We start from the raw sequence: 22760 nt of genomic DNA, 5'->3' as shown, positions 1-22760 counted from the left end.
TTCACAACACTCCTTCTTTGTAGGCACTGATCATTGCTTTTTTATCGGGCTTTCCATTTACATTATATATATAATCCTTCACACTGATAATATATCTTGGTATCTTGATCTCCTCTGTTTTATTCCGCAATTCCTCTCTCAGATGAATTATATCATTTATGTCGTTTTCCATTATAACAAATGCAATAAGTTCCTCACCAAGATCTTTATCTGGAACAGAACCAACAATAGCATTTCTGACGCCTTTACAGTTACGGATTGTATTCTGTACCTGTGTCGGAGAAATATTTTCACCGCCTTTAATTATAATATCACTGCATCTTCCGACAATAACATAATTACCGTCGCTGCGGCGTTTTACGATATCGCCTGTAGCGCAGAATTCCTCAGGATCACAGCACACATTATCGCCAAGATATCCGTTCATTCTGCCTGGGCCTCTGAAATACAGCTCACCCTCCCGTTCAGGTTCGTTTATTTCTTCCTTAGTTTTAAGATCTATTATTTTTGCTTCAGAGCCCGGAACAGGCCTGCCTATCGTATTCATTTTAACTTCGAGTGGATCATTATACATTCCAACTATCATAGCCGACGTAAACTCTGTCATTCCGTATCCGTGAACAAGATCCGTGATACCCATATCACATATGAGACTTTTTATCTCTTCGGGAGTAAGTGCTGCACCGCCGACTGCGCCCTTGCGAAATGATGAAATATCAAGCTTATGCTTTTTGGCATACTCAAATATCTGTATATACATTGATGGCACAGTAACCGTCATAGTTATACGGTTTCTCGCTATGCTTTTCGCTGCATGACCAGGTGTGAATTCTTTAAGAGGATAGATAGACGCCCCTCTGAACATCGGGCCAAGCATACAGTTTATCAATCCAAGACTATGATTGAGCGGAGATATTGATATAAGCCTGTCAGCACAGCTCATTCCGGTATTTCTAGCACATTCCGCCGAAACATAAAGCATACCTCGGTGTGAAAGCATTACACCTTTCGGCTTTCCCGATGAGCCTGATGTGTACTGGATAAGACAGGTGTCATTGCTACTTTGTTCAATATGCTCTGATGACAGATCATATGCTGCCTGTGAATTTATAAAATCATTCCAGCTTACACAGCCGTTACGTACATTCTCTGTGCATTCTATAATCAGCTTCAGATCTTCTGATTTTCCCGCACAGGAAATATCTGTTTGATCTGATATCAGCATTATCTGAGCTCTTGTTTCTCTCAACGCAAGCATAAGACTTTCCTGACTTGCTTTATGAGAATAATTTACAACAATGCCGCCTGCAAGCTGTACCGCCCAAAAGAATATATACCATTCGAGCCTTGTTTCCATACATATCACAGCCGCGAAACCTTTATCCAGTCCCGCGGAACGAAGCTTTCCGGCTATTTGCTCTGCACGTCTGAAAAGCTGTGAATATGTCAGTTCAGCACCGTCCTGCTCATCAAATTTGAAAAGCAGCCTCTCTCCATATCTGTCAACACATCTGCGTATAAACGACGTAAGCGTCATATCAGGCGAGAACTCCATCGGTGCTGCATTCACCTCAACACCGAAAAGTCCGCGTAATACATTTTCCTCGGTTCCGTTGCAAAGGACAAATGTACACATATTCGCATTATCATCAAGTCCGTTTTCACTTTCGGAAATAAATGCGTGAATACTGCAACCATTGCTTCCTTCCGTGTTGCTGTCAATGTCGGTGACCGAAATATAGATCGGTGTATCAGTTCCTTTCAGCTTATAGATATACATTGAAAAATTATCCTGAGAATGATATTTTGACTGATGAGTAAAATACGAAAACATCTCATTATCCTTATCATCAACGATAATATATCTATCGCCGACCTTCGTTATGCGATAATCGCGCTGCCCTATGTACTCAGAAACACCTTCCGCTATACTGTTTTCTTTTTTTATGATCACCTTATTTTCAGTAATACTCATTGACAAAACATCATTCTTACCGATAAACTTTTCAGGTATGACTCTTTTCAGCATTTTTACAGAGACATTTTTTTCAGCAGCTATAGCTGTCAGGAGTTCTTCCTTTGTCTCTATAATCCCTTTCATACTGAGCCAGTTTCCGCACCAATCATTCATTCCGAATTCATAGTCCCGACTTTTTACAAATCCCATTATTTCTTTAACTCCTCCAATAATTCTTCAATTCCCGAAACACTTCGCATTCTTTTCAGACCTTCACTTACAGGTATATTGACATTCAATCTGCATTCTGTCTCATCGAGAATCTGCATACGCTGTAAGGAATTGACTGCAAACTCAGTGACAAAATCCAAGCTTTCAGATATTTTTTCAGGCGGAGTTTCTATGATTTCAGATATTATTTTCACTATCTCATCTCTCAATGGTTTTCCTCCTTTTTTAAGCGGCATATCATTTTTCTCAGGCAATTGATCAGCTGCTGCTTGTTTTCCTCCAGATCACGCCAGTAAAAATGGCCGCCGTTAAATTCGGTTATTTCACAGTTTCTCTCTTCATAATAATCGAACCATTCAGAAGAACCGCAGATATTATCATCTTTATCTGCATACAACACCTGCGAAGGGATATCAAGCTTTATCCTCTTTCTGCCTTCACGATACTTTTGGCAATAACGCTCGACTATCTCTATTTTATCAGCTATCAGCGGTTCAAACAGCTCTGTTAATCTTTCCGAAAGATTTTCATTATAACCGAAAAGAGCAAGATATGTTCCATTTCCTTTATCGGGCATAGTATAAAGATGATACGGACGGCAGCAGGACGCTGTTATGCCTGCTATTCTTTCAGGCATGACCGAAGCAATCTCATGTACAAGATAGCCTCCGAAGCTGTGTCCGAACAGTATGACTTTCTCTCCGTCAGAGGTATTTGAACGTATAGCCCTTATGGAATGATCCAAATATCCCTCAAAATCGTCATATCCCTTTTTGGAAACAGTACTTGCGTCAGCAGGAAGCTCTATGGGGATCAGTTCAGCTTCTTCCTCAAGCTCCGAAAAGAGACGCTTGTATTCCCATACATTTCCCCCTGCATGAGCCAAAAGGAAAACCTTCATATAGCCTCCTCCTTCATTTTAGCAATAGTTCTGGCTATACCCCGCGCAGTGTGATCACTGTAAAAATCTCTTATATCATATTCTTCGAAAAACTCATCACGAAGCTTATAAAGAATTTTTATAGCCATTATGGAATCGCCGCCGACTTCAAAGAAATCATCATCTTCTTCAATGTCGCGCCCCATTATTTCACTCCAGATACTGCATATTCGCTTTGCCGTTCTGTCATCGACATATACATTTTCTTCGTTTTCATCAATTGAAGTTTTTTCGCAAAAATCAGAAACATCTTCTCTTCCGCAAATCTCAATGACGCTGTCAGTACGAACACGAGCAGTGCAGCCTGTACGAATAAAAGTTCCGTTTTTTTCGTCACGGACGCAAAGAATTCCTTCTGCACCTACCGGCATTTGCTGTAATTCATCGTCTGCAACAATGAAGCTTTGCTCAGCAAATCTTTCTTTCAGCTCATCAGTGCCGCTGCCATCCAATATCTTTCCCGACATTTTGAGGATATTTCTGTCACGCTCCGGCAATTCTATTCTGAGAGGTCTTTCCCAGAAAGAATTTTCCTTTGCGGCAGTATACAGTATTTTTTCCTGCATTTTTATCATATCGGTTATCATATCCTGATCAAACAGTCCTCGGACACTGCACCAGTTGAAATCCACCATATTGCCATGACGAGCTACATTTATATCTATCCAGACAAAGGAAGTGTGATTTTCCTGATATATAATATTAAAAAGCTCTTTCTCTATCTTCAGATAGTTTTCGTTATAATTTGGTCTTTCCGGCATCATTCCGAAAACTATTGGCACTAAAACTTCATTGTTATGGTCACCGCTTCGTCTGTTAATTTCACGGATTATCTCCATTCCGGTAAAGCTGTTATGCTCTTTTAAGGCAAGTATTTCCTCCTGAGTACGGCGAAGATTATCAGCAAAGCTCATGTTCGCATCAATATCAGAAGTATACAGCAGGAATGACGAATAGACTCCCATTACTTTATCAACATCATTTCCCAGATCAGGTCGGTTGAATTCGGGTATATTAAGCATAAATCGATTATGCATATTCCATCTTCCGATAACCGCTGCGAAAGAAGTAAGCAGGACTGAAAAGATCGACCCCCCTCTTGCTGCCGCCTTTTCTTTAAGCGCCTCAAAGCATTCTATTGTAATGCCGCACCTATTCTGTGTTCCCTGATTACTTCCAAGCTCCATGATATTGCCGATAAGAGGAAGTGTCGCTGCACCGGGAAGATCATCTATGCGTCTCATCCACCACTCACGGTCGCTTTCGTATTTTGCAGTATGCTTCTGCTTATCTAAAAATGCAACATAATCTTTAAATGTAAAATCAGGCTTCTGCGGATAGAGATACTCGCCCGTATTGTACAGACTGCCAAGTTCACCGATAAACAATTCCACACTCCAGCCGTCAAGTATAAGTCCGTCAATGTAAAGACTGATTATAGCATCACTGTCGTTTATCTTTGCTGCTTCCATTTTGAGAAGCGGAGGCTTTGTCATATCAGGATAATCACTCATCATACGCTGTCTTACATTTTGGAAGAATTTCTCACGTTCATCTTCGCTTTTATCGCTTATATCGACATATGGTATAATAAACCGAGGGATATCCTTCATAAACTGAACAGTAAAATCCTCATTAAAACGGCAGCGGAATATCTCATGCCTGTCAATTATCATATTCATTGCGTTCTCAAGCTTTGAATTATCATATCCCCGGCAAAGAAGCTCTGCATATCCGCCCGTAGGTATTCCTCTGACACCTGTTACACTGCGCACCCTGCCCAGATAGTAGGATTGCTGCTGATATGTCATTCGGAACGGTGAATATAAATCCTTATCACTCGATATCTCTATTTGAGGCTGATCTTCGACAGATATCAGCTCAGCCTGTGAAGAAAGCTCAATTACAGAAGGATATTTATAAAGCTCTGAAAGATTTGTCTTTATACCGTGCTTTTCAAGCTCTGCAACAATGGTGATCGCTTTTAGAGAATCTGCGCCTTCTTTAAAAATATTTGCATCTGCACTTATTTTTTCCTGTCCGAGAACACTCATAAAACAGTCAGAAATAACGCTCTGTATCTCATCCACAGGAGCAATATATTCTTTCTTGATTTTGCTTAAAGAATGTACGGGGACAGGAAGCGCCTTTCTGTCGACCTTACCGTTTGGCGAAAGAGGTATCTCATTCATTACAAAAATACGCTCGGGTATCATATAGCTTGTAAGTGACGAGCTGATACTGCGCAAAATATGTTCTGTGTCAATATGAACACTTCTTTTTCCCGAATTCATAACAAAAATATGCTGATCGAAAGCTTCTTCACAAGCTCCTTTTTCCGGGAAAGAAATAAAATCCGAAAAGCCTGCCGCCCTTGAATATTGCTCCCACTCGTTAACAGAAAGCAAAATCTCATTATTCTTTACGCGCTCGTCCATATAGCCCGAAAATCCATCTATAAGTCCTATTGTCACCTTGTAAAAAAGCTGATTTTTAGTACCTTCGAGCAATACAAGGGCACCAGCATTTTTCAGCATAGTTCTTAGATAGCCCAGACTGCGCACAAGATATGCTGAATCATGTACGGAATTAGCGCCAAAAATTATATCAAAGCTCTCAGGCTCATATCCTTGAAGCTGTGGATGCATATTAAGATCATATACGCCAAATCCCACAAAATCATACTGTGAAAACTTTTCAGCTGCTCTGTGAGTAAAATAATCCGAAAGATCGGTATACCTGTATTCTATCTTACCGTTCAGCCTATCCTGAAGGCTCTGAAGGATAGCTGCCGATGTACCGCCGATACCTGCTCCTACTTCAAGTATACGTACTTTTTTTCTGCCGTCTGCAAGCATTTTTTCTGCTATGTCAGTTACAGTCCTTGAAGCCATTTCATTGAGATAATCAGCCGCAGGGTTGCAGGTATACATATTTTCGGCTCTGTCCCAGCTTCCGCCGGGGAACATTATATTAAGAGGATTTTCCCTGCCGCACAGGAGATCCGCGATATTGTCACCTGCTGTCTTTAAGAATCCCGCATATCCGCTTAGCGACTCATATCCGTCCATTTTTTGCAGATCATCAAACAGTTCTGTAAGATCAGTCTTTTTCAGTGACACAAGTGATACAGCTGTACCATTATCGAATGATACAAAGCCTTTTTCAGAAAGCACCTTCATCCATTGCAGCATAAGCTTTTCATACTTTTCAAGCAGTATGCCTTTTTCGCACATTTCACGCACACTCAGCTTATTACCTGTATTATCAAAAAAGCCTGTACTGCACAAAGCATTTGTCATTATCCCTATGGCAATACGGTCAAACATACTGTTGATTTTTGAAAAATTCTCAGGAGTTACCTTGAATTCAAAGCTGTTTCCCGCTTCGGCCATTACTTTTTTCGCATCATATGTATGGATACAGATCTTTTCCTCAGTATCTTTAGGTACAACATACGCCAGAAGATGCTGTGTACCGTTATCAGTATTTACAACATTTGCAACGGAACGTCCTACCTCATCAACACTGTCAATAACGCTTTCGATCTCTCCCAGCTCAATACGATAGCCATGAAGCTTCACCTGAAAATCGCGTCTTCCGAGGAATTCTATGTATCCCTTATCCGTAAATACACCGTAATCCCCTGTCCGATACAGTCTTCCCAGCTGAGGATGAACAAAAAACTGAGCTTTTGTCCTTTCTTCATCTCCCACATATCCGTAGGCAACACCTGCTCCGCCGATACATATCTCACCTGCAACATTCACAGGACTTATGCTGTCATCGCTGCCTAATATCCACATCTGCTGATTTCTTAACGGATATCCGTAAGGAATACTTTTCCAGTCAGGATCAACTTTATCAAACGGGAAATATATCGACCATATCGAACCTTCTGTTGCGCCGCCGAGACTATACACATCAGCAGCAGGCATTTTTTCTCTTATGCTGTCACGCAGATTAAGCGGTATCCAGTCTCCGCTTAGCATAATTTTTCTCAATGATGCAGGCTTGTTCACTGTAGTACAGAAAAGCTCCATGATCGCAGGAACAGTGTTCCATATGGTCGCCCCATGACTTGTTACAGCCTCGTTCATTTCCTGTAGATCCCTAACGATAAGCAATGTACAGCCACCTGTCAGCGCACCGAACATATCATATACGGAAAGATCAAAACAAAACGATGAGATACCTGCGATAATATCTTTTTCATTGATCTTCAGCATATCATTAATGTCAAGAATAGTATTGCAGACAGCTTTTTGAGATATCATAACACCTTTTGGTCTGCCTGTACTTCCTGATGTAAAAATTATGTATGCCTCATCATCAGAGCTGCCCTTGACAGCATAATTCTCTTTCCGCTCTGGTATAGATGTATCAGAGCTAATGCAAAATCCGCATTCAGCCTGCTTCATTGCATAACTGCATCTTTCCTCAGGCCATGAAGGATCAAGCGGTATATAGCTTCCGCCTGTTTTTAGTATACCTAAAAACAGCGCAACTGTTTCAAAGCATCTCTCGCCTTTTACCGCCACACGCTTTCCTGCACAGCCGTTTTCTTCAATAAAGAACGCAGCGTCATCAGAGCGCTTATCAAGTTCTCTGTAAGTATAGCTTTTGTTTCCGCATATGACAGCTATACGCTCAGGGTGTTCTGAAGCGTTTTCTGAAAATAGATGCTGGAGCGTATTACATTTTATATCCCAGTCCGTTTTGTTGTATTCATGCTGTCTTAACGCAGAATAATCAGCAGAACCGCTTTCTGCGAGGCACAGCATGAAGGCATGCATCTCACGGACAGCATTATCATCGTTCACACGCTCAGGATAGTCAAAACGAATATACAGTTTCTCATTATCCTCATATACCTGACAGTCAAGCCTTACCTGCGGAGTCTGGCTTATCTGATAAACCGTTTTTCCGAGAATGTTATCTTTAAGTTTTGAGCCGTTCTCATCAATTGATGATGTAAATGCATATGGACAAGGTATGCCGTCTTCAATATTGTGAATTTCGCTGATACGCCTGAGAAGCCTTATTCCGCCGCCTGATGAATGCTTCATGTACTGTCCGAGCTTACGCTGCACCTGTCTGCAAACATCATATATATCCTTACCTGCTGCAAGCTCAACATCAGCAATGATAAGATCGGTAAAATCACCGATCACTCCGCTGAAATATCTGTGTCCCACGTTTCTCATCGCACTTGTCACATTTACAGCCACCCTGTTTTCACCGCTCCATTTTGCAAGAGCCGATGCGTAGCACACCATAAGATAAACAGTTGGGATTATGTGACGCTGAGCAAGTTCATTCTTAATTGTCTGCCATTTATCCGCGCTTATGCTATCCTCTATAAATGTGAACTTCATTCCCGAAAACGCAGGTGTTTTACACTCGGGTATCACTGTATTCACAGGGAAATCACGAATAAACTCATTAAAGAATTCATCATCAGCCTGAGCACTTTTCAGTTTATTTTCTTCACGGCAAAGAGCATAGGAGAAAAAATCTTCTTTCAAAGCAGGAAGTTTGTCCTCATTTCCGCTGCAAACCATCTCAAGTTCATTAAAGAATATCTCAAAGCTCGAACGATCCATTATCATAAGGTCCGCGTCAAAGCAATAGCGCACACCTTTTTTCATTTTAAAAGCGTGTACAGCAAACATCGGGAGTTTCCCGCATTCAAATACTCTTCCCGAGTATTTTTTTCTATAATCAAAAATTCTCTCCTGCTGCTCACTTTCAGTCAGATTTGATATGTCATCACAGCTCACAATAAATCTCGGAGACTCGTCTGCTACATTCTGAGTACCATCATCATTTATGATAGTACGCAGCATCGGATGACGTATTATAAGACGGTTTATTGCATCTTCGATCATATCTGGCGATGCATCGCCCTGAAATTCAACATAGCCGTGTGTTGAATTCCCGCCTAAATGCAGTGCACTGCTTCGTCCGACAAGATATGCAAGCTGAACATCTGTTAATCTTGTTTTATCCATATATTTTTTCCTCGCTGCCAATTATTTCGGAAAGAGAGTCTTTCATAGCTGAAATAAGTCTTTTTGTATAGTCAAAACCATATACTGACGGATCACATATCAAGTGGACAGTATATTTCTGAACATCGGGTATTACATTTATCATAAGATAATCAACGTTCCTGTCGAAATCAAAGGGAACTCTTTCAACAGGCTGTCCGTTAAAGAGCTCCCTTGTAATATGCATCGGATCGCCCTGCATACCGATATTGACTCTTGAGCCTCTTGCGTAATGTGAAAGCCTTTGAAAGCGTATATTTTCAGACATTTTATCTGCAGCTGCCCTGACAAATGCCTTTGCGTCCGTACGATCAACTCCTCGGATACGGTTTTGCACCATATGCGCAAGATAGCCGCAGGTATTACGATATTTCTTATCAAATCTATTAGCATACGCTAACCCTATGACAGTATCATCTGTTCCCTGTATCTGACCAAGGGCTATATGCGAAGCTGCAAGAAAGAGCATAAACGGGCTCACTTTCAGAGCAGATGAGCTTTTTACAAGAAGCTTTGCCGATACTTCAAATGACGTCGCAGCAATTACATCATAGTTTTCACCGCCAACACTTATCGGCGGGATATAGCCGTTCATCTCATTTTCCCAGAACTTTATCTGTTTCCTGCCCTCCTCAGAGGCTGCAAACTCAGCTTCCTCAATAAGGAATTGAGAATAGGGCGCCGAAGCAGTCGGAACATTGCCGTCATAACGGCTGAATATCTCATTAATTACCACTGACAAAGTAATATTATCAGCAATAAGATGATGCATGATGACTGCAAGAATATGAACATTGTTTTCAAGTGTATAAAGCCTCACCTTGAATAAGCTTTTGTCAAGCTCCATTGACGATGCCACACTTGCAAACACATCTTTTCTTATATCGTCCTCATTCTTTATAGCATCAGTATAAAACAGGTCGCTTTCATCTAAAGCTTCTCTTAATTCCAGAAAATATCCGTTTTCTTTTTTTACGCATATCATGCGGAGACCTTCCTGAGCATCTGCTGTTTTTCGTATGCTGTCAAATAATCCCGAAACATCAAGGATACCGTGCAATCTTCTGCCTTCGATAAGAATAGCTTTTGCGTCACGCTCACCATATTCTTCGCCATATATCATAGCCTCCTGCCCCCGGGAAACAGGTAGCGGCTTTCCGCCAAACAGTCGTTTTGTCATTATTTATCAGCAAGTCTTTTTGAAATAAACTCTGCCTGATCATTTATACAGTTATACTCATAAATATCCTTTATTTCAAAATCAACGTCATATTTCTTATTTATTTCCTCAGCCACAACGCTTGCAAGAAGTGAATTGCCTCCAAGCTCAAAAAATGAGATATCGGCAGCGATATCGTCATCACTTTCCAATGCGTCCTTCCAGATGCTGATGAGTTCCTCTGCAATTACATTTTTTTCCATAATAATATTACCTCCATAGTTATATTTCAAAAGCCCACAGACTGTCGTTGGGATAATACGCCCACGGTGCAGTTATCCTGCGGCATTTTGTGCCATAATATATCTTTTTCCAGTCAATTTTACCGCCCGAAAGCCATAGCTGTGAAAGATCAGCATTATCATATTGTTCGGTATCAGATATTTCACTCTTTGTTCCTGCTAAACAATCAAAAGGCTGCACCTTCATAACAACTTCCGATAGATCGCCCTCCGAAACAGGAACTACAGCTCTGTACCGAAGATCATCCCTGCCAGAATTGAGGGTATAGAGTGCATCAGCTATATTACCTTTGAATTTTCCGAAAAATTCGCTCAGAGCATCACGGTACTTAAAAAAATTCTCCTCAGTTGATGCACTAATCTTCAGAAAATCGATCTTCATCTCTTTCGGTGACTCCTCCGTACGGTCATCATATTTCTCGGCAATGATATGAACATTCGTCCCGTTTATGCCGTATGAAGCAATATCTGCTATACGCCGTTTATCTGAACTGTACTTAGCAGGAACTGTAACAGGTCTAAGTATTCCGCCGCCAAGTTCAAGCTCGGGGTCAATATTATTCAGATTTGCAACAGGATATACTGTATCATTCAAAAAGCCGCAGATGACCTTCAGCACAGCACTAAGTCCCGATACCTTTCCTGTATGACCGATATTTGCCTTGACACTGCCTACGGGAAGCTCTTCATTTCTTTTGCCGTATATCTCGGAAAGAGCCTGAAACTCGATCCTGTCACCGATAGGAGTTCCTGCCGCATGAAGCTCGCACTCGGTTATATCATCTGCTGATACACCTGCGCGTTCAAACGCTTTCTTTGTAACATTGATCTCCGCCTCTTTTGATGGTGATGTGATATCACGGCTCGTGCTTCCGTTGCTGTTCACAGCACTTCCTTTTATTACAGCATAGATATGGTCTCCGTCACGAACTGCCGCCTCAAGCGGTTTAAGAATAACAAAGCCGACAGCTTCTCCGGGAATGATGCCATCACACTCCTTATCCATAGGACAGCAGTGATCCTTTTTGGTAAACACTCCCATACTGTCAAGCTCCTGACGAGCTCCTTCTTTCAGAAACAAAGCCGTTTCAACAGCTCCCACTGCTATCGTGCCGCACTCTCCTGCTGCAAGACACAAACAAGCATCATGCAACGCTGCTGCTGATGAACAGCAAGTGCTGTCGATAATAAAAACAGGACCTCTGAGATCAAATCGGTACGACAGCTGTGCACCTGCCATTGCGGTAATACTGCTTCCCATATATGTAAATGCATCTTTGACAGGAAAAAGACTTCTATAATCTTCACTGCTGCTCAGACATAAGATCAATCCCATATCAGAGCCTCTTATGCTTTCAAGACTGTATCCCGCATCATAAACAGTATTTACAAATGCATTCATACTGAGTCTTATCTCGGGGGACAGTCTACGCGCTTCACGCTTTGACAATCCAAAAAATCTGTAGTCAAACTTTTCTATTCCTGACATACATCTCAGATTGCCCATATCCTTTTCATGATCAAATCTTCCTGTCATTCTGCATCTTTGTTCGATACTGCAAAGACTTCCACATTTCCCATTATACAGAGCTTTATGGAATTCCTCCATATTTTCCGCAACTGAGTTTTTTACATCAGCTCCTATGATTGCAATATCCATTCCTATCCCCCTATTCGCTCATATGCTTCAAGGATAAGAGCAATCACCTCATTCTTATGCTGATCAATGAAAAAATGTCCTCCTGTAAACTCGTGATATTCAAATCCGCTTTCTGTGTACTTTGACCAATCACTTATTATCTCCCTTGTCGAAAGCTCATCTTCGCTTCCTCTCAGAGCCAATATAGGGCATTCAAGTGTAAAAGCAGGTGCTTCCGCATCGTATCGCTGATGCATAAGGAAATCCGCCTTGAATGCAGGGAAATAGTACCGCATAAAATCCGCATTTTTCACCATATCACTGCTGAGCAGTTTAAGACTGACAGCATAATTGGCGAACTCATTATCGTCCATGTCAAAAACAGCACGATTAACAATAGTTTTACGCGGCGAAGGCTCACTTGCTGTAACGAAAAAATCCGGAGAAACACCATATTTTTCCATAAGCTTCCTTGCAGTCTCATAAGCTACCAACGAGCCCGTACAATGGCTGAACATTATAAATTTCTTCTCAAACAGTATGCTTTCACCTGCTATCATATCAGCAAGCTCATCAATATATTCTGGCATAGGCTCTGACATTCTCAATTCGCGCATTGGATAAAGAACAGGCATAAGTCCCACACTATCGGAAATACACTTTCCCCAAGACGCAAAATATGAAGCACTCCCCCCCGCAAATGGGAAGCAAACTATATTGACCTGACTGTCACTAATATTTTTTTCATGTGCCAGCCAGTTACTTCTGATTTTTACTTTTTTCTCCATCATTGCAAACCTCCTGTGACTTCAAGTGTTTTTCCTGTTATATAAGATGAATCTTCAGAAGCGAAAAATGCAGCAGCGGCAGCTATATCGTCAGGCGAAGCAAATCTTCCGAGAGGTATCTCGGCTTCTCTTGCTTTTATTGTAGCTTCTGTCATCTGCTTTGCCCAGCTCGTCATTACAAATCCCGGGCTGATGCAGTTGACGGTTATGCCATACTGCGCAAGCTCCAGAGCAGCACTGCGCGAAAAAGATTCTGCCGCACCTTTTGCAGCAGTATACGCAGTAAGCCCTCTGACACCTGTTTTTGAGCTAAGAGAAGTAATATTGATAATTCTTCCCCATTTTTTCTTCTTCATATACGGCACAGCAGCCTGTGTCATAAAAAATGTGCTGTCAAAACAACTTCCCATAACAAGTCTGAAGATCTCCTCACTTGTTTTATCAAGCGGAAGAAAACGGACAAGACCTGCATTGTTTATGAGTATATCAGGACCGCCGATACGCTCGGCAGTCTCATATACTGCTTCTTCGCATTTTTTCTTATCCGAAAGATCCCCTGTCAATATGCAAGTATCTGGCGCACCCGATATTTTACACTCTCGGACAGTCTCGACTGCACGATCCATACTTTTGTCCCTGTGTATATGTAAAGCTATATTATAGCCTTCCTTCGCCAGCCGCAAAGCTGCTGCTTTTCCTATGCCGTCTGCCGCACCTGTTATCAATGCAGTTTTACTCATTTCTCTTACTCCCTGTGATCCTTCATTACTTCTACCATATCAGCATTTAAAACTTTTTTGCGCAGAACTATCATTGATACTGCATAGCTTAACAAAAATATCAGCGCAGAAATAACAATACTTATCAATTCGATCTTTGCATGGCCTTCAAAATGATACAAGGCAGCATATCTGTCCAGCATACGCTGAGTGATCCTCAGCGTTGCGGGAATAGCAACAGCAAAAACCAACGGAACAAAAATACCATATGAATTGAGAACCATGCTGTTTATTTCACGGTTTTTATAGCCAAGCACCTTGAACATGGAGATACTGAGCTGATTCTCCGTAACTACCTGATTTACACAGATATAGATAAATGCCACGCAGACAATAATACCGATTACAAAGAACATATACAGCAGAACGTTCAAAGCAGTTGCTGCTTCTTCAAGCTGTCCGCCGAGCGCATTTTTTTCAATCTTTGTATAAATCTGAAGTTCATCTTCGTTTGCAATAGCTTTTTCGCTGACGATAGCATTATAAAAGCTTTCGTCCTCAATGCCCATAAAACTGCAAGCATTTTCTCTGCCTGTGAATATTCCCGTAACAACTGCGTTATCAATGATTCCTGATATCTCAATAGTTTGCTTTTCAAGTGAAAGCGGATTTCTTACCTCAATTTGATCTCCCTCTTTTATACCATAAACTATTGAAGCAATAGATGTAGCATAGAATTTTTCGGGATCAAAGCTCTTACCGTTAACATTCACATTTACAAGCTCTGTATCATTCTCAGCTCCGTAAATATTAATTATCGTACCATTATCAGCCTCTTCAAAGCTTCCTATTACCATTGCCTCTCCGCCGACGTCGGGAGTACCGCTTTCTGTTTTGGAAAGTACATACTGATAATTGTATTTTCCCATATCATCAAAGCCGTGAATAAATGATTGATGAACAGAATCTGTCATAGTATAGCCGAAAAGAATAAACAGCGCACCGCAGAACATTCCGATAACAGCAATCATTGTCCTTTTTTTGCTTGTGAAGATCGTGCGTATCTTGAATTTTCTGCGAATCGTTATATCAGAGTTTTCAAGCACCTGACTTCTTCGCTTTTTACTGCCCTCTGTCCTGCCCGAGAGAAGTTCTGTTGTCCTGTATCTTTTCAGGAGTTTGGAAGCTGCTCTTCTTGCTGTCAACGCATAGCTAAGTGCAGGTATTATAATGCTCAATACTAACGCCGTACTGTTTATCTTAACACTTCCTTCAAGATACTCTATATTGGAAATAGAGTATTTTACCAAAGGTTTCACTACTGCAACAGTCATTAATATGCCTGCAATACTTCCAAGAATTCCCGGGATTATTCCATAAAGCATATAATGATTCTTGATTTCACTGCTTGAGATCCCAAAAGCACTGAGCGTACCAATGTGCTTGCCGTCACGCCTTACAATACGTCCAAGAATAAGCGAAACTACAGCTATAACGAGTAAAGACATCACTGCAATGATACTGTAGCCCGTCACCGTACACGTATCCCGGACTTCGCCTACCTTGTGTATCCTAGAATAATTCTCAGCAGACGTATAACTCAGGGTTGTGAACTCATCATTCAGTTCTCTGCGGAAAAATTCTGTTGCCTCTTTACTGTTATTATTATAGATAACAGAATAAAATACAGCGGTCTTTCCAAGGCTTTCAACGCCCTCATCAGTCATAACCGCCATACCGAACGCAGCGTTTGAACGATATATATCACTTTCATTATGGAGCATATACAAATAATCGGGACGCTGTGCTGCACCTGATATATTAAACTCTTTACCCCCAAGAGAAAGCATATCACCTATTTTAAAATTATTTGCTTCCATGAAGCCTTTACTGAGCATTATCTGATCATCATCCGAAACATCTTCGCCCTCAAGAACTTCATATTTATTTATATTCTCTGTAGGCTTAAAGATACGAAGGGTGAAATCATCTTCACAGCAGTCGATATACTCCTGTTTTTCAATTAAAAGATCGTATTTTTCTGAAAGCCGCTCTATATCCTCATCGGACAACGGCTGCATAACCGAGAATTCTGCCGATTCAACATTATTACGTTCCATAAATCCGATATAATTCTTCTCAACAGTATCTCCTGCGGACAGCTCTGCAAGAAAAAGCAATACGGCAATGCTTGTAAGGAGAATACTGCTGATATAAAAGGAAAGATCCTTGAATATCCCACGAAATACTCTTTTGTTTATCGTTTTCACAGTTCTAACTCCTCCGCAGAAATCTTTGTTTCATTCTTATGATCAGATATGATCCTGCCGTCCTTGAGGCGAATAACTCTGTCAGCCATTTTAGCTATATCTTCATTATGAGTTATAATAACAGTAGTAGTACCATGCTCTCTATTAACATTTTCGACTACCTTTAAAACCATTTTCGATGACTTTGTATCAAGTGCTCCCGTAAGTTCATCACAAAGCAGCAGCTTAGGTTCTTTTACTATTGCTCTTGCAATAGCAACTCTCTGCTGCTGACCTCCTGATAATTCCCTCGGATAACGCTTAGCAAGCTCGGCGATGCCCAGTTCCTGCATAAGCTTGTCAACATTAACAGATGTTGATGATATTTCCGCAACAGCATAAATATTCTCTTTAACATTCAGATCAGGGATAAGATTATAAAACTGAAAAACAAAACCTACATCAGAGCGCCGATAATCTACCAGTTTTTTCTTATTAAGAGCAGTTACTTCCCTGCCTCCTACTTTGATGGTTCCGCTGTCAGCAATATCAATACCTCCAAGCAAATTAAGAAGAGTACTTTTACCGCTTCCGGAGGGACCGAGAATAACACATATCTCTCCCTTTTCGACTTTACAGCTGACATGATCAAGTGCAAGAAATTCTGTAGAGTCGCTATTGTATTTTTTTACGATTTCATTAACTTCTAAGTACATTTTCTTCTATCCTTTCCATTATTTCACTAAAACTGATCCTATGGATATTCATTCCCGGTAAGTTTTCATCTGTATCCACACAGACCGACAGCCAATAGTTTTCTTCTTCAATAGAATCTATCCATATTTTTTTGCATTTATCTCCTCTCCAGACTTCAGCCAGACATTTTTCGCAGTTTTTTATGCTAAAACCTTCAAAACTGTCATATAAGCCCATTCCTGTCATTTTTGTAAAGCTTTCTTTTTTTGTCCATAATCTGATAAATTCGCTGTCTCTTTGCCTTTCATCAATAGACACAAGACGCTCTTCTTCCTGTTTTGTCATACAATGCCGATAAACTTCTCTTTTAACCGGTTTCTTCATTTCCACATCTATACCTGTAGGCAGATTGCTGAATGATGCAGCTACTTTACTACCCGAATGAGAGAGGTTAAAGTACATGATACCATTATTCAGTTCGGGCTTTCCGGACAGAGCAGTAATTATCATAGATTTTTCAAATTGAATTTGAAAAAAGGAACTGAATACATAGTAAAGAAGAAATCCCGAAACTGCACATCTGTTTCTGTCGTCTTCCCTTTTAAGCTTTTTGAGCTTTTCAAGCCTGGCATTATCAATTAAGAGTAAATTACTATTAATCCATTCGGGAAGCAAATCAGATATGTCACACAAAAAAACCTCAAGCCATATATCAGTTCTTTTCATAATAATAGCCTCCATTTGTTATGCAGTACTAACTTAAAAGTAAAAATATTTCAGTTAAAAGGCTTCTCCAAACAGCATTAATTTCAATGAAAAATGCAAAAAGTGAAAAATTAAGCAAATATTGTTAGCAGTATAAAACACACATTTGATATTTTATCATATAACATTTGGTTTGTCAAGAACTTTTTAACGCTTCGATAAAAAATACTCAATATACTATGTATTTTCATTCTAAATTGCCGCAACAAAAACACCCCTCAATAATTCTTTTTTGGAAAAAAGCTTTAACGCCAAATTGTTTTGAATACTTGACAAACAGATGATAGTATGTTAGAATAAAATTGTAATATAAATATAATATTATACAGTTACAACGAGGTGAGCATGAAAAACTTATTAGTAAGCCATTGGCATAAAAATACAAGATATGAAATAAAGAGCATAGAAGGCATGGAGGATATAGTTCCCTGCGAATATGGCTCGGTCTATGATCCAATTAAGAGTGAAAATGAAATAATGACCGACGCACTAAATCTCGGCAAGTATCTTACTGATAACGCTCTCGGTCAGAATGAGATGGTGCTTGATTTCGTTCACAAGTACGGTCTGCTTGGTATAATGCCCGACATTGCAGGCGCGGATATAGGTAAAAATGAGCGTGTCATCGTCCGCGATAATATCTTCACTGACAGCGGAATAGTTGATGTGAACGATTTTGCAAAGACCTTCTTTCCTCTCGATAACATTGATATAATGTCTAAATCCAACCAAAAAGGCAAGCTGAGACTGTACTACCGCAGCCCGATATACTCGACTATGTTCCTGCGAAAATATAAGTACTGTGAGCCGCTTGATTGGGTAAAGAAATACTTCAAGTATCTGTACAGTTTCATGGTATGCAAGGAATCTAAGCTGACGGAGTTCATTCCTCCTCGCCTGTCATATAAGATAGACGACAGGAACGGTCTGAACCTACTGTGCGAGTACGATTCGCTCAAGGCAATGATAGACTTAGCCTTTGCCAAAGCAGTAACTGACAAAAAGAAGCCGCTTCGCACCTGCAAGCACTGCGGAAAGTTATTTCATGCAGCCGATATACGCAGCGAGTTCTGTTCAGCTCGCTGCCGCAATCAATATAACGTATACAAGTCCCGAGCAAAGCATTGACGCTTTGCTCGTTTTTGTTTCCAAGATTTTGATGGGGGCTTGACAAATAAAAACAGTGTGTTATAATATAAATGGAAAATGTAATAGCATTTATTAAATATACTATTACATATTGGCATGAAGCAGAGCAGAGTTCAATTAGCAACACTGCTTATTCTTCTCCAAAACTTGTAATATGATATAAAACATAATATAATACAAAGCTGTTATACCAAGAGGTGACCTAAAATGAACAAGTAAAAGAAAACAGAAACTTGACAATTGAATATGGGATCAGGAGTTACGTTGTTTCCGATGGTGGGGTGGTGAGCTGTACCAGCCCGAAGATGCGCGATGACCCGCAAGGCGAGCGATAAGATCTTCGGTTTCACACAGCGCAGGTGTGAAGTAAGCGATGAAAGTCGGGAACGGATACTTACACTCAGCCACAGTCCGAGCGTGATAAAACCGTCGCAGGCAATGGGAGTGTGCCAGGGTAGCCGAGCATTTAAGCTGCCTATGAGTCCGATGTGCAGTCGGGCGGCTTCTGATTTGGTCATGCAGGAGTGCGGCGGATACCACTGTGAGTTCGCAGCAGGTCCGTGATGTATCGCGCGCTTTTGCCCTGACCCGTTCGTGATGTGTCTGCTCTATGTGCCAAAAACAGTTCGAATTGTAAAAAGCATATTGCTCCCACATTTTTCACTTGAGTGAGCAAATATCCGCCAGACACTGCCACACAAATAGTTCGCGCGAGTAGTTACCCGTAACGAAAAAAGCTGTCGGCTGTGTCTGAGAAAAAAGAAGGAGATGATTTTATAGGAAACGAATTAAAGATCTACAACAGCGAGTACATAATGACAACTCCGCTGGAAAAACAGGATTACATCATCTACAAAATGATGTACCCGGGACTGTATATCCTTGCAGGCGCACCGAAGATAGGCAAGTCGTGGTTAGCACTTGACTTGTGTTTGTCAGTCGCTAATGGTGAACAGTTCCTCATGCATGATACGAATACAGGTCAGGTATTGTATCTCAGTCTCGAGGACAACCTATTGCGCTTGCAAAATAGGATATATGAGCTCACGGATGAACCGTGTGAGAATCTCAACTTCGCAATCGAAGCAAAGTCAATCGGCAATGGTCTGGAAGAAGAACTTGAAAAGAGCAAGCAAGAGCTTCCAAATTTGAAAGTTATTGTTATCGACACACTTCAGAAAGTCAGGTACAGTACCGATGTCAATTACGGCTCTGACTACAAGGAGCTTTCCGTTCTGAAATTACTTGCGGACAAACTGAAAGTTGCGATTCTTGTCGTACACCATACGCGCAAGTGTTATGACAGCGATCCGTTCAATATGGTATCAGGTTCGACAGGAATCATCGGTAGTGTTGACGGTATCATGGTGATGATCGAAGAGCGCCGTGGCAGCGGTAAAGCAAAACTGCATTGCGCAGGTCGTGACATTGAACACATGGAATTGTGTTTGGAGTTCAATAATCATAGGTGGAATGTAGTTGACGATGTACCTGAGCACCAGCCAGACCTTTTCTCTTTTGCCATACATGATCTCATGGTCGATGAGAACCGCTTCACAGGTTCGGCGACTGAGCTATGCAAGCTAATGTACAAACACTTCGGTCGCGAGTATGCTCCGAACTGGATAACGAGAAATCTTGTACAGCATACCAATGAACTCAAAACATACGGAGTGCTGTTCACAGCTCGCAGAAGTCATGGAGCGCGAATATTGGAATTGATTTATGACCAATCGGGTGACAGTAAAAACGGGAGTTTGCTGTGGGGAGAAATTGCTGACCATGCCGGCACCCGAAGTTCAGGAAACGTCTATTTACCTTTGTTTGAGTCGGGTGACGGTAAAAATACGGGTGACGGCATATGTGGTTCAGGGTGACAGTATAAACACGCACAAAATGTGCCTTTTTTGCCACTGATACCGAAAGCGGACAGGTATCCCAACTACACCGATAAAAGCGGTTGTCGCGCAACGTGGAACGAATGTGGCGATACCACATAGATACTATCGGCTGAGGAGAAGAGTAGCGGTACCCTAGAAAAATCTTCCCTTCTGGGAAGGCAAGCATAGCAGCTGGCATTCCGCCTGCCGCCTTGCTTGTCGGGCAGAAGCCCGAACCCACTTTAATTGGCATAAGAAAAAGGAGGTAGATAACATGAGAAAGAAAAATATGACCATAGCGATACGCTGTACAGAAGAAGAAAGCAGACGTGTTCATGAACTGGCTGAGAGGCACGGATTGAAGCTGAACGACTTCGTAATGCGGTGCGCTCTGGGCAAGAAAATTGTTGTCGCCAATGGCGTCGACGAGATAGTTCGGCAGCAGAAAGCTATCGGTCGCAACCTCAATCAGATCGCTACACTTGCAAACATGGACAGGCTGACCGCAGTCAACTTTCAGCCGCTCCTCGACGAGCACAGGAAGGTCACGGAGATGATTGGTCAGTTTCTGAAAGAGGTGAAGTGATGGCAACGGTCACAGCTATAAGTACTAAGCACGGCGGCGGTGGCAAAAAAAGTCTCGAATACATTTGCCGCGACGATAAAACTGAAAACAAAAAGTTCGTGACGGCTCTCAACTGTTCGCTGCCTACTGCGTATCAGGAGTTTAAAAATACCCGTGAGATGTACAACAAGACCGGCGGCATACGCTACTATCACTTCGTTCAGTCTCACCCGAGCGGTTATTATATCGAGCCTGCACTCGCACACAAGATAGCAGTTGAGTTTGCGGAGCGAGCATTCAAAGGTCACGAAGTTGTGGTGGCAACTCACACCGATGCCGACCACATACACTCGCACTTTATACTGAACGCAGTCAATGCTGACACAGGTTTGAAGTACCACTCCAACAAGTTCACACTGCAAGACCTGCGGCAGATCAGCGATGGAATTTGTCAGAAGTACGGAGTGATAACTATCTCTCAGCCCGAGCTTGGAAAGCAGACCCACGGTGTGACCGCTGGCGAGTATAGGAGTGCAATGCGCGGCGAGAGCTGGAAAATGAACCTCGTCAATACCATTGACGCAGTCATGAAACGAGCCAAGAGCAAGAAACAATTTCGCTTTTACATGAAGCAGTACGGCTACGATGTTAAATGGGAAGACAGCCGAAAATATATCACTTACACTTGTCCCAATGGCAGAAGATGCCGTGACAACAAACTGCATGATGCGAGATATACAAAGGAGATGATGGAATATGAATTCAAAATTAGAGGAAATGAAAGCAGCCTCCAAGCAGAATATGCAGGAGGCACAGGACATACCGACTATGGTCTGTGTCCAGGAAAGCAACTGGCAGGCAATGATTTCACAGCTGAAGCTCCTGACAGATACAATACTGGAAGTCAAAGCTCAAGCAGACGTGACTATGACATACGCACAGATGAAACTGTATCTGCGAAATCAGCAGACAATATACGATCAGTTACTGGAACGGGGGAAGGAGATACAGGAGCAGACATCGCAGAACGTGACGGCAGAGGTATCGAAACTGGATCAGGCGACGGAGAAGTTGTCATCACAGGCTGGGAAACTGAACGCGCAGACCTTATCGCAGCTGAAATGCTCCGACGAGCTGAACAGGAAGAAAGGCTTCAGACTGCTCACAATAGTAGCAGTGATAGAGCTCCTGCACCTGATTTCATCGGTGGCATTGCTGCTGTGGCTACGCTGATAGAGGACGAGCCTGACGACGATATTGAGTATGCTCGGGAGCACATTGACCGCAAGGCTCTTGCAAAGGTGCTCCGTAAAAAGGAAGAACTCGGTATGCATATGGGATAAGCGACGGCTCGCTATAATATGAAGTCATCGGTAGGTGTACCTTGAATCAGGGTACACTCAACTACCGTGACGTTACTTGAGAGGGATGAAGTCCCGAAACAGGACTGCACTCAGGACCGAGTTCCCATAATGGAATAATGTATGGTGGGATGAAATATCCCGTCATGACTATGAGGTGGTGAACCGGTGCTGTTGACAAACCCTCGACATCGAGTGCTGAATATGGTATAATAAAAGTATCGAAAGTGAGGTAGCAACGATGTTAAAACGAGCCGAAAGCAAGCAAATGAAAATGTCATTTGTGACACTTGAAGAACTAATGCCG

17 protein-coding genes are annotated in these 22760 nt (G+C 41.7%); 5 read left to right on the top strand and 12 right to left on the bottom strand.

The window, feature by feature from the left end; all coding sequences use genetic code 11:
- Nucleotide 1: 1 nt before the first annotated feature.
- Genes K5677_RS08395 through K5677_RS08340 form a run of 12 tightly spaced genes read right to left on the bottom strand, consistent with a single transcriptional unit; the run spans nucleotide 2 to nucleotide 17459 of the window.
- A complete protein-coding gene (locus K5677_RS08395; RefSeq protein WP_296726788.1) occupies nucleotides 2–2167 on the bottom strand; it encodes a class I adenylate-forming enzyme family protein in 2166 nt (721 codons plus the stop codon).
- A complete protein-coding gene (locus tag K5677_RS08390) occupies nucleotides 2167–2397 on the bottom strand; it encodes an acyl carrier protein (protein ID WP_296726786.1) in 231 nt (76 codons plus the stop codon). Before K5677_RS08390 ends, K5677_RS08395 begins: the two co-directional genes overlap by 1 nt.
- Nucleotides 2394–3089: an alpha/beta fold hydrolase gene (locus K5677_RS08385; RefSeq protein ID WP_296726783.1), complete on the bottom strand. Its 696-nt coding sequence runs from the start codon at nucleotides 3087–3089 to the stop codon at nucleotides 2394–2396. Before K5677_RS08385 ends, K5677_RS08390 begins: the two co-directional genes overlap by 4 nt.
- Nucleotides 3086–9142, bottom strand: coding sequence for a non-ribosomal peptide synthetase (locus K5677_RS08380; protein ID WP_296726781.1), 6057 nt, complete (start codon nucleotides 9140–9142; stop codon nucleotides 3086–3088). The genes K5677_RS08385 and K5677_RS08380 overlap by 4 nt, the downstream gene beginning before the upstream one ends.
- Nucleotides 9135–10304 (bottom strand): condensation domain-containing protein, encoded by a 1170-nt coding sequence (locus K5677_RS08375; protein WP_296726777.1) that lies wholly within the window; start codon nucleotides 10302–10304, stop codon nucleotides 9135–9137. Before K5677_RS08375 ends, K5677_RS08380 begins: the two co-directional genes overlap by 8 nt.
- 56 nt (nucleotides 10305–10360) lie before the next feature.
- The gene (locus tag K5677_RS08370) at nucleotides 10361–10603 is read right to left on the bottom strand and encodes an acyl carrier protein (RefSeq protein ID WP_296726773.1); all 243 of its coding nucleotides are present in this window, start codon (nucleotides 10601–10603) and stop codon (nucleotides 10361–10363) included.
- Between the two features lie 19 nt (nucleotides 10604–10622).
- The gene (locus K5677_RS08365) at nucleotides 10623–12302 is read right to left on the bottom strand and encodes a polyketide synthase (RefSeq protein WP_296726771.1); all 1680 of its coding nucleotides are present in this window, start codon (nucleotides 12300–12302) and stop codon (nucleotides 10623–10625) included.
- Nucleotides 12303–12304: 2 nt separating this feature from the next.
- A complete protein-coding gene (locus K5677_RS08360; RefSeq protein WP_296726769.1) occupies nucleotides 12305–13072 on the bottom strand; it encodes a thioesterase domain-containing protein in 768 nt (255 codons plus the stop codon).
- A complete protein-coding gene (locus tag K5677_RS08355; RefSeq protein WP_296726767.1) occupies nucleotides 13069–13809 on the bottom strand; it encodes an SDR family oxidoreductase in 741 nt (246 codons plus the stop codon). The genes K5677_RS08360 and K5677_RS08355 overlap by 4 nt, the downstream gene beginning before the upstream one ends.
- Before the next feature lie 5 nt (nucleotides 13810–13814).
- A complete protein-coding gene (locus K5677_RS08350; protein ID WP_296726765.1) occupies nucleotides 13815–16058 on the bottom strand; it encodes an ABC transporter permease in 2244 nt (747 codons plus the stop codon).
- Entirely contained in the window at nucleotides 16055–16753 is a 699-nt protein-coding gene (locus K5677_RS08345; RefSeq protein ID WP_296726763.1) for an ABC transporter ATP-binding protein, read from the bottom strand. The genes K5677_RS08350 and K5677_RS08345 overlap by 4 nt, the downstream gene beginning before the upstream one ends.
- Nucleotides 16737–17459: a 4'-phosphopantetheinyl transferase superfamily protein gene (locus K5677_RS08340; protein ID WP_296726760.1), complete on the bottom strand. Its 723-nt coding sequence runs from the start codon at nucleotides 17457–17459 to the stop codon at nucleotides 16737–16739. The genes K5677_RS08345 and K5677_RS08340 overlap by 17 nt, the downstream gene beginning before the upstream one ends.
- Nucleotides 17460–17843: 384 nt before the next feature.
- On the opposite strand from K5677_RS08340, the gene K5677_RS08335 reads away from it, so the two are divergent.
- The 5 genes from K5677_RS08335 to K5677_RS08315 all read left to right on the top strand — a co-directional run bounded on the left by K5677_RS08335 (nucleotide 17844) and on the right by K5677_RS08315 (nucleotide 22435).
- Complete coding sequence (locus K5677_RS08335) at nucleotides 17844–18626, top strand: hypothetical protein (RefSeq protein WP_296726757.1); 783 nt, start codon at nucleotides 17844–17846, stop codon at nucleotides 18624–18626.
- Nucleotides 18627–18959: 333 nt separating this feature from the next.
- On the top strand, nucleotides 18960–19211 hold the full coding sequence (locus K5677_RS08330) for a hypothetical protein (RefSeq protein ID WP_296726754.1): 252 nt from the start codon (nucleotides 18960–18962) through the stop codon (nucleotides 19209–19211).
- Nucleotides 19212–19393: 182 nt separating this feature from the next.
- Complete coding sequence (locus tag K5677_RS08325; protein ID WP_296726753.1) at nucleotides 19394–20524, top strand: AAA family ATPase; 1131 nt, start codon at nucleotides 19394–19396, stop codon at nucleotides 20522–20524.
- Between the two features lie 277 nt (nucleotides 20525–20801).
- Nucleotides 20802–21113: a plasmid mobilization relaxosome protein MobC gene (gene mobC, locus K5677_RS08320; protein ID WP_296726750.1), complete on the top strand. Its 312-nt coding sequence runs from the start codon at nucleotides 20802–20804 to the stop codon at nucleotides 21111–21113.
- Nucleotides 21113–22435 (top strand): relaxase/mobilization nuclease domain-containing protein, encoded by a 1323-nt coding sequence (locus K5677_RS08315; RefSeq protein ID WP_296726747.1) that lies wholly within the window; start codon nucleotides 21113–21115, stop codon nucleotides 22433–22435. The genes mobC and K5677_RS08315 overlap by 1 nt, the downstream gene beginning before the upstream one ends.
- Nucleotides 22436–22760 lie beyond the last annotated feature (325 nt).

The sequence above is a fragment of the Ruminococcus sp. genome (assembly GCF_024684275.1).
Note: the sequence above shows the minus strand (reverse complement) of the source record. Positions and strands in the feature narration are given on the sequence as shown.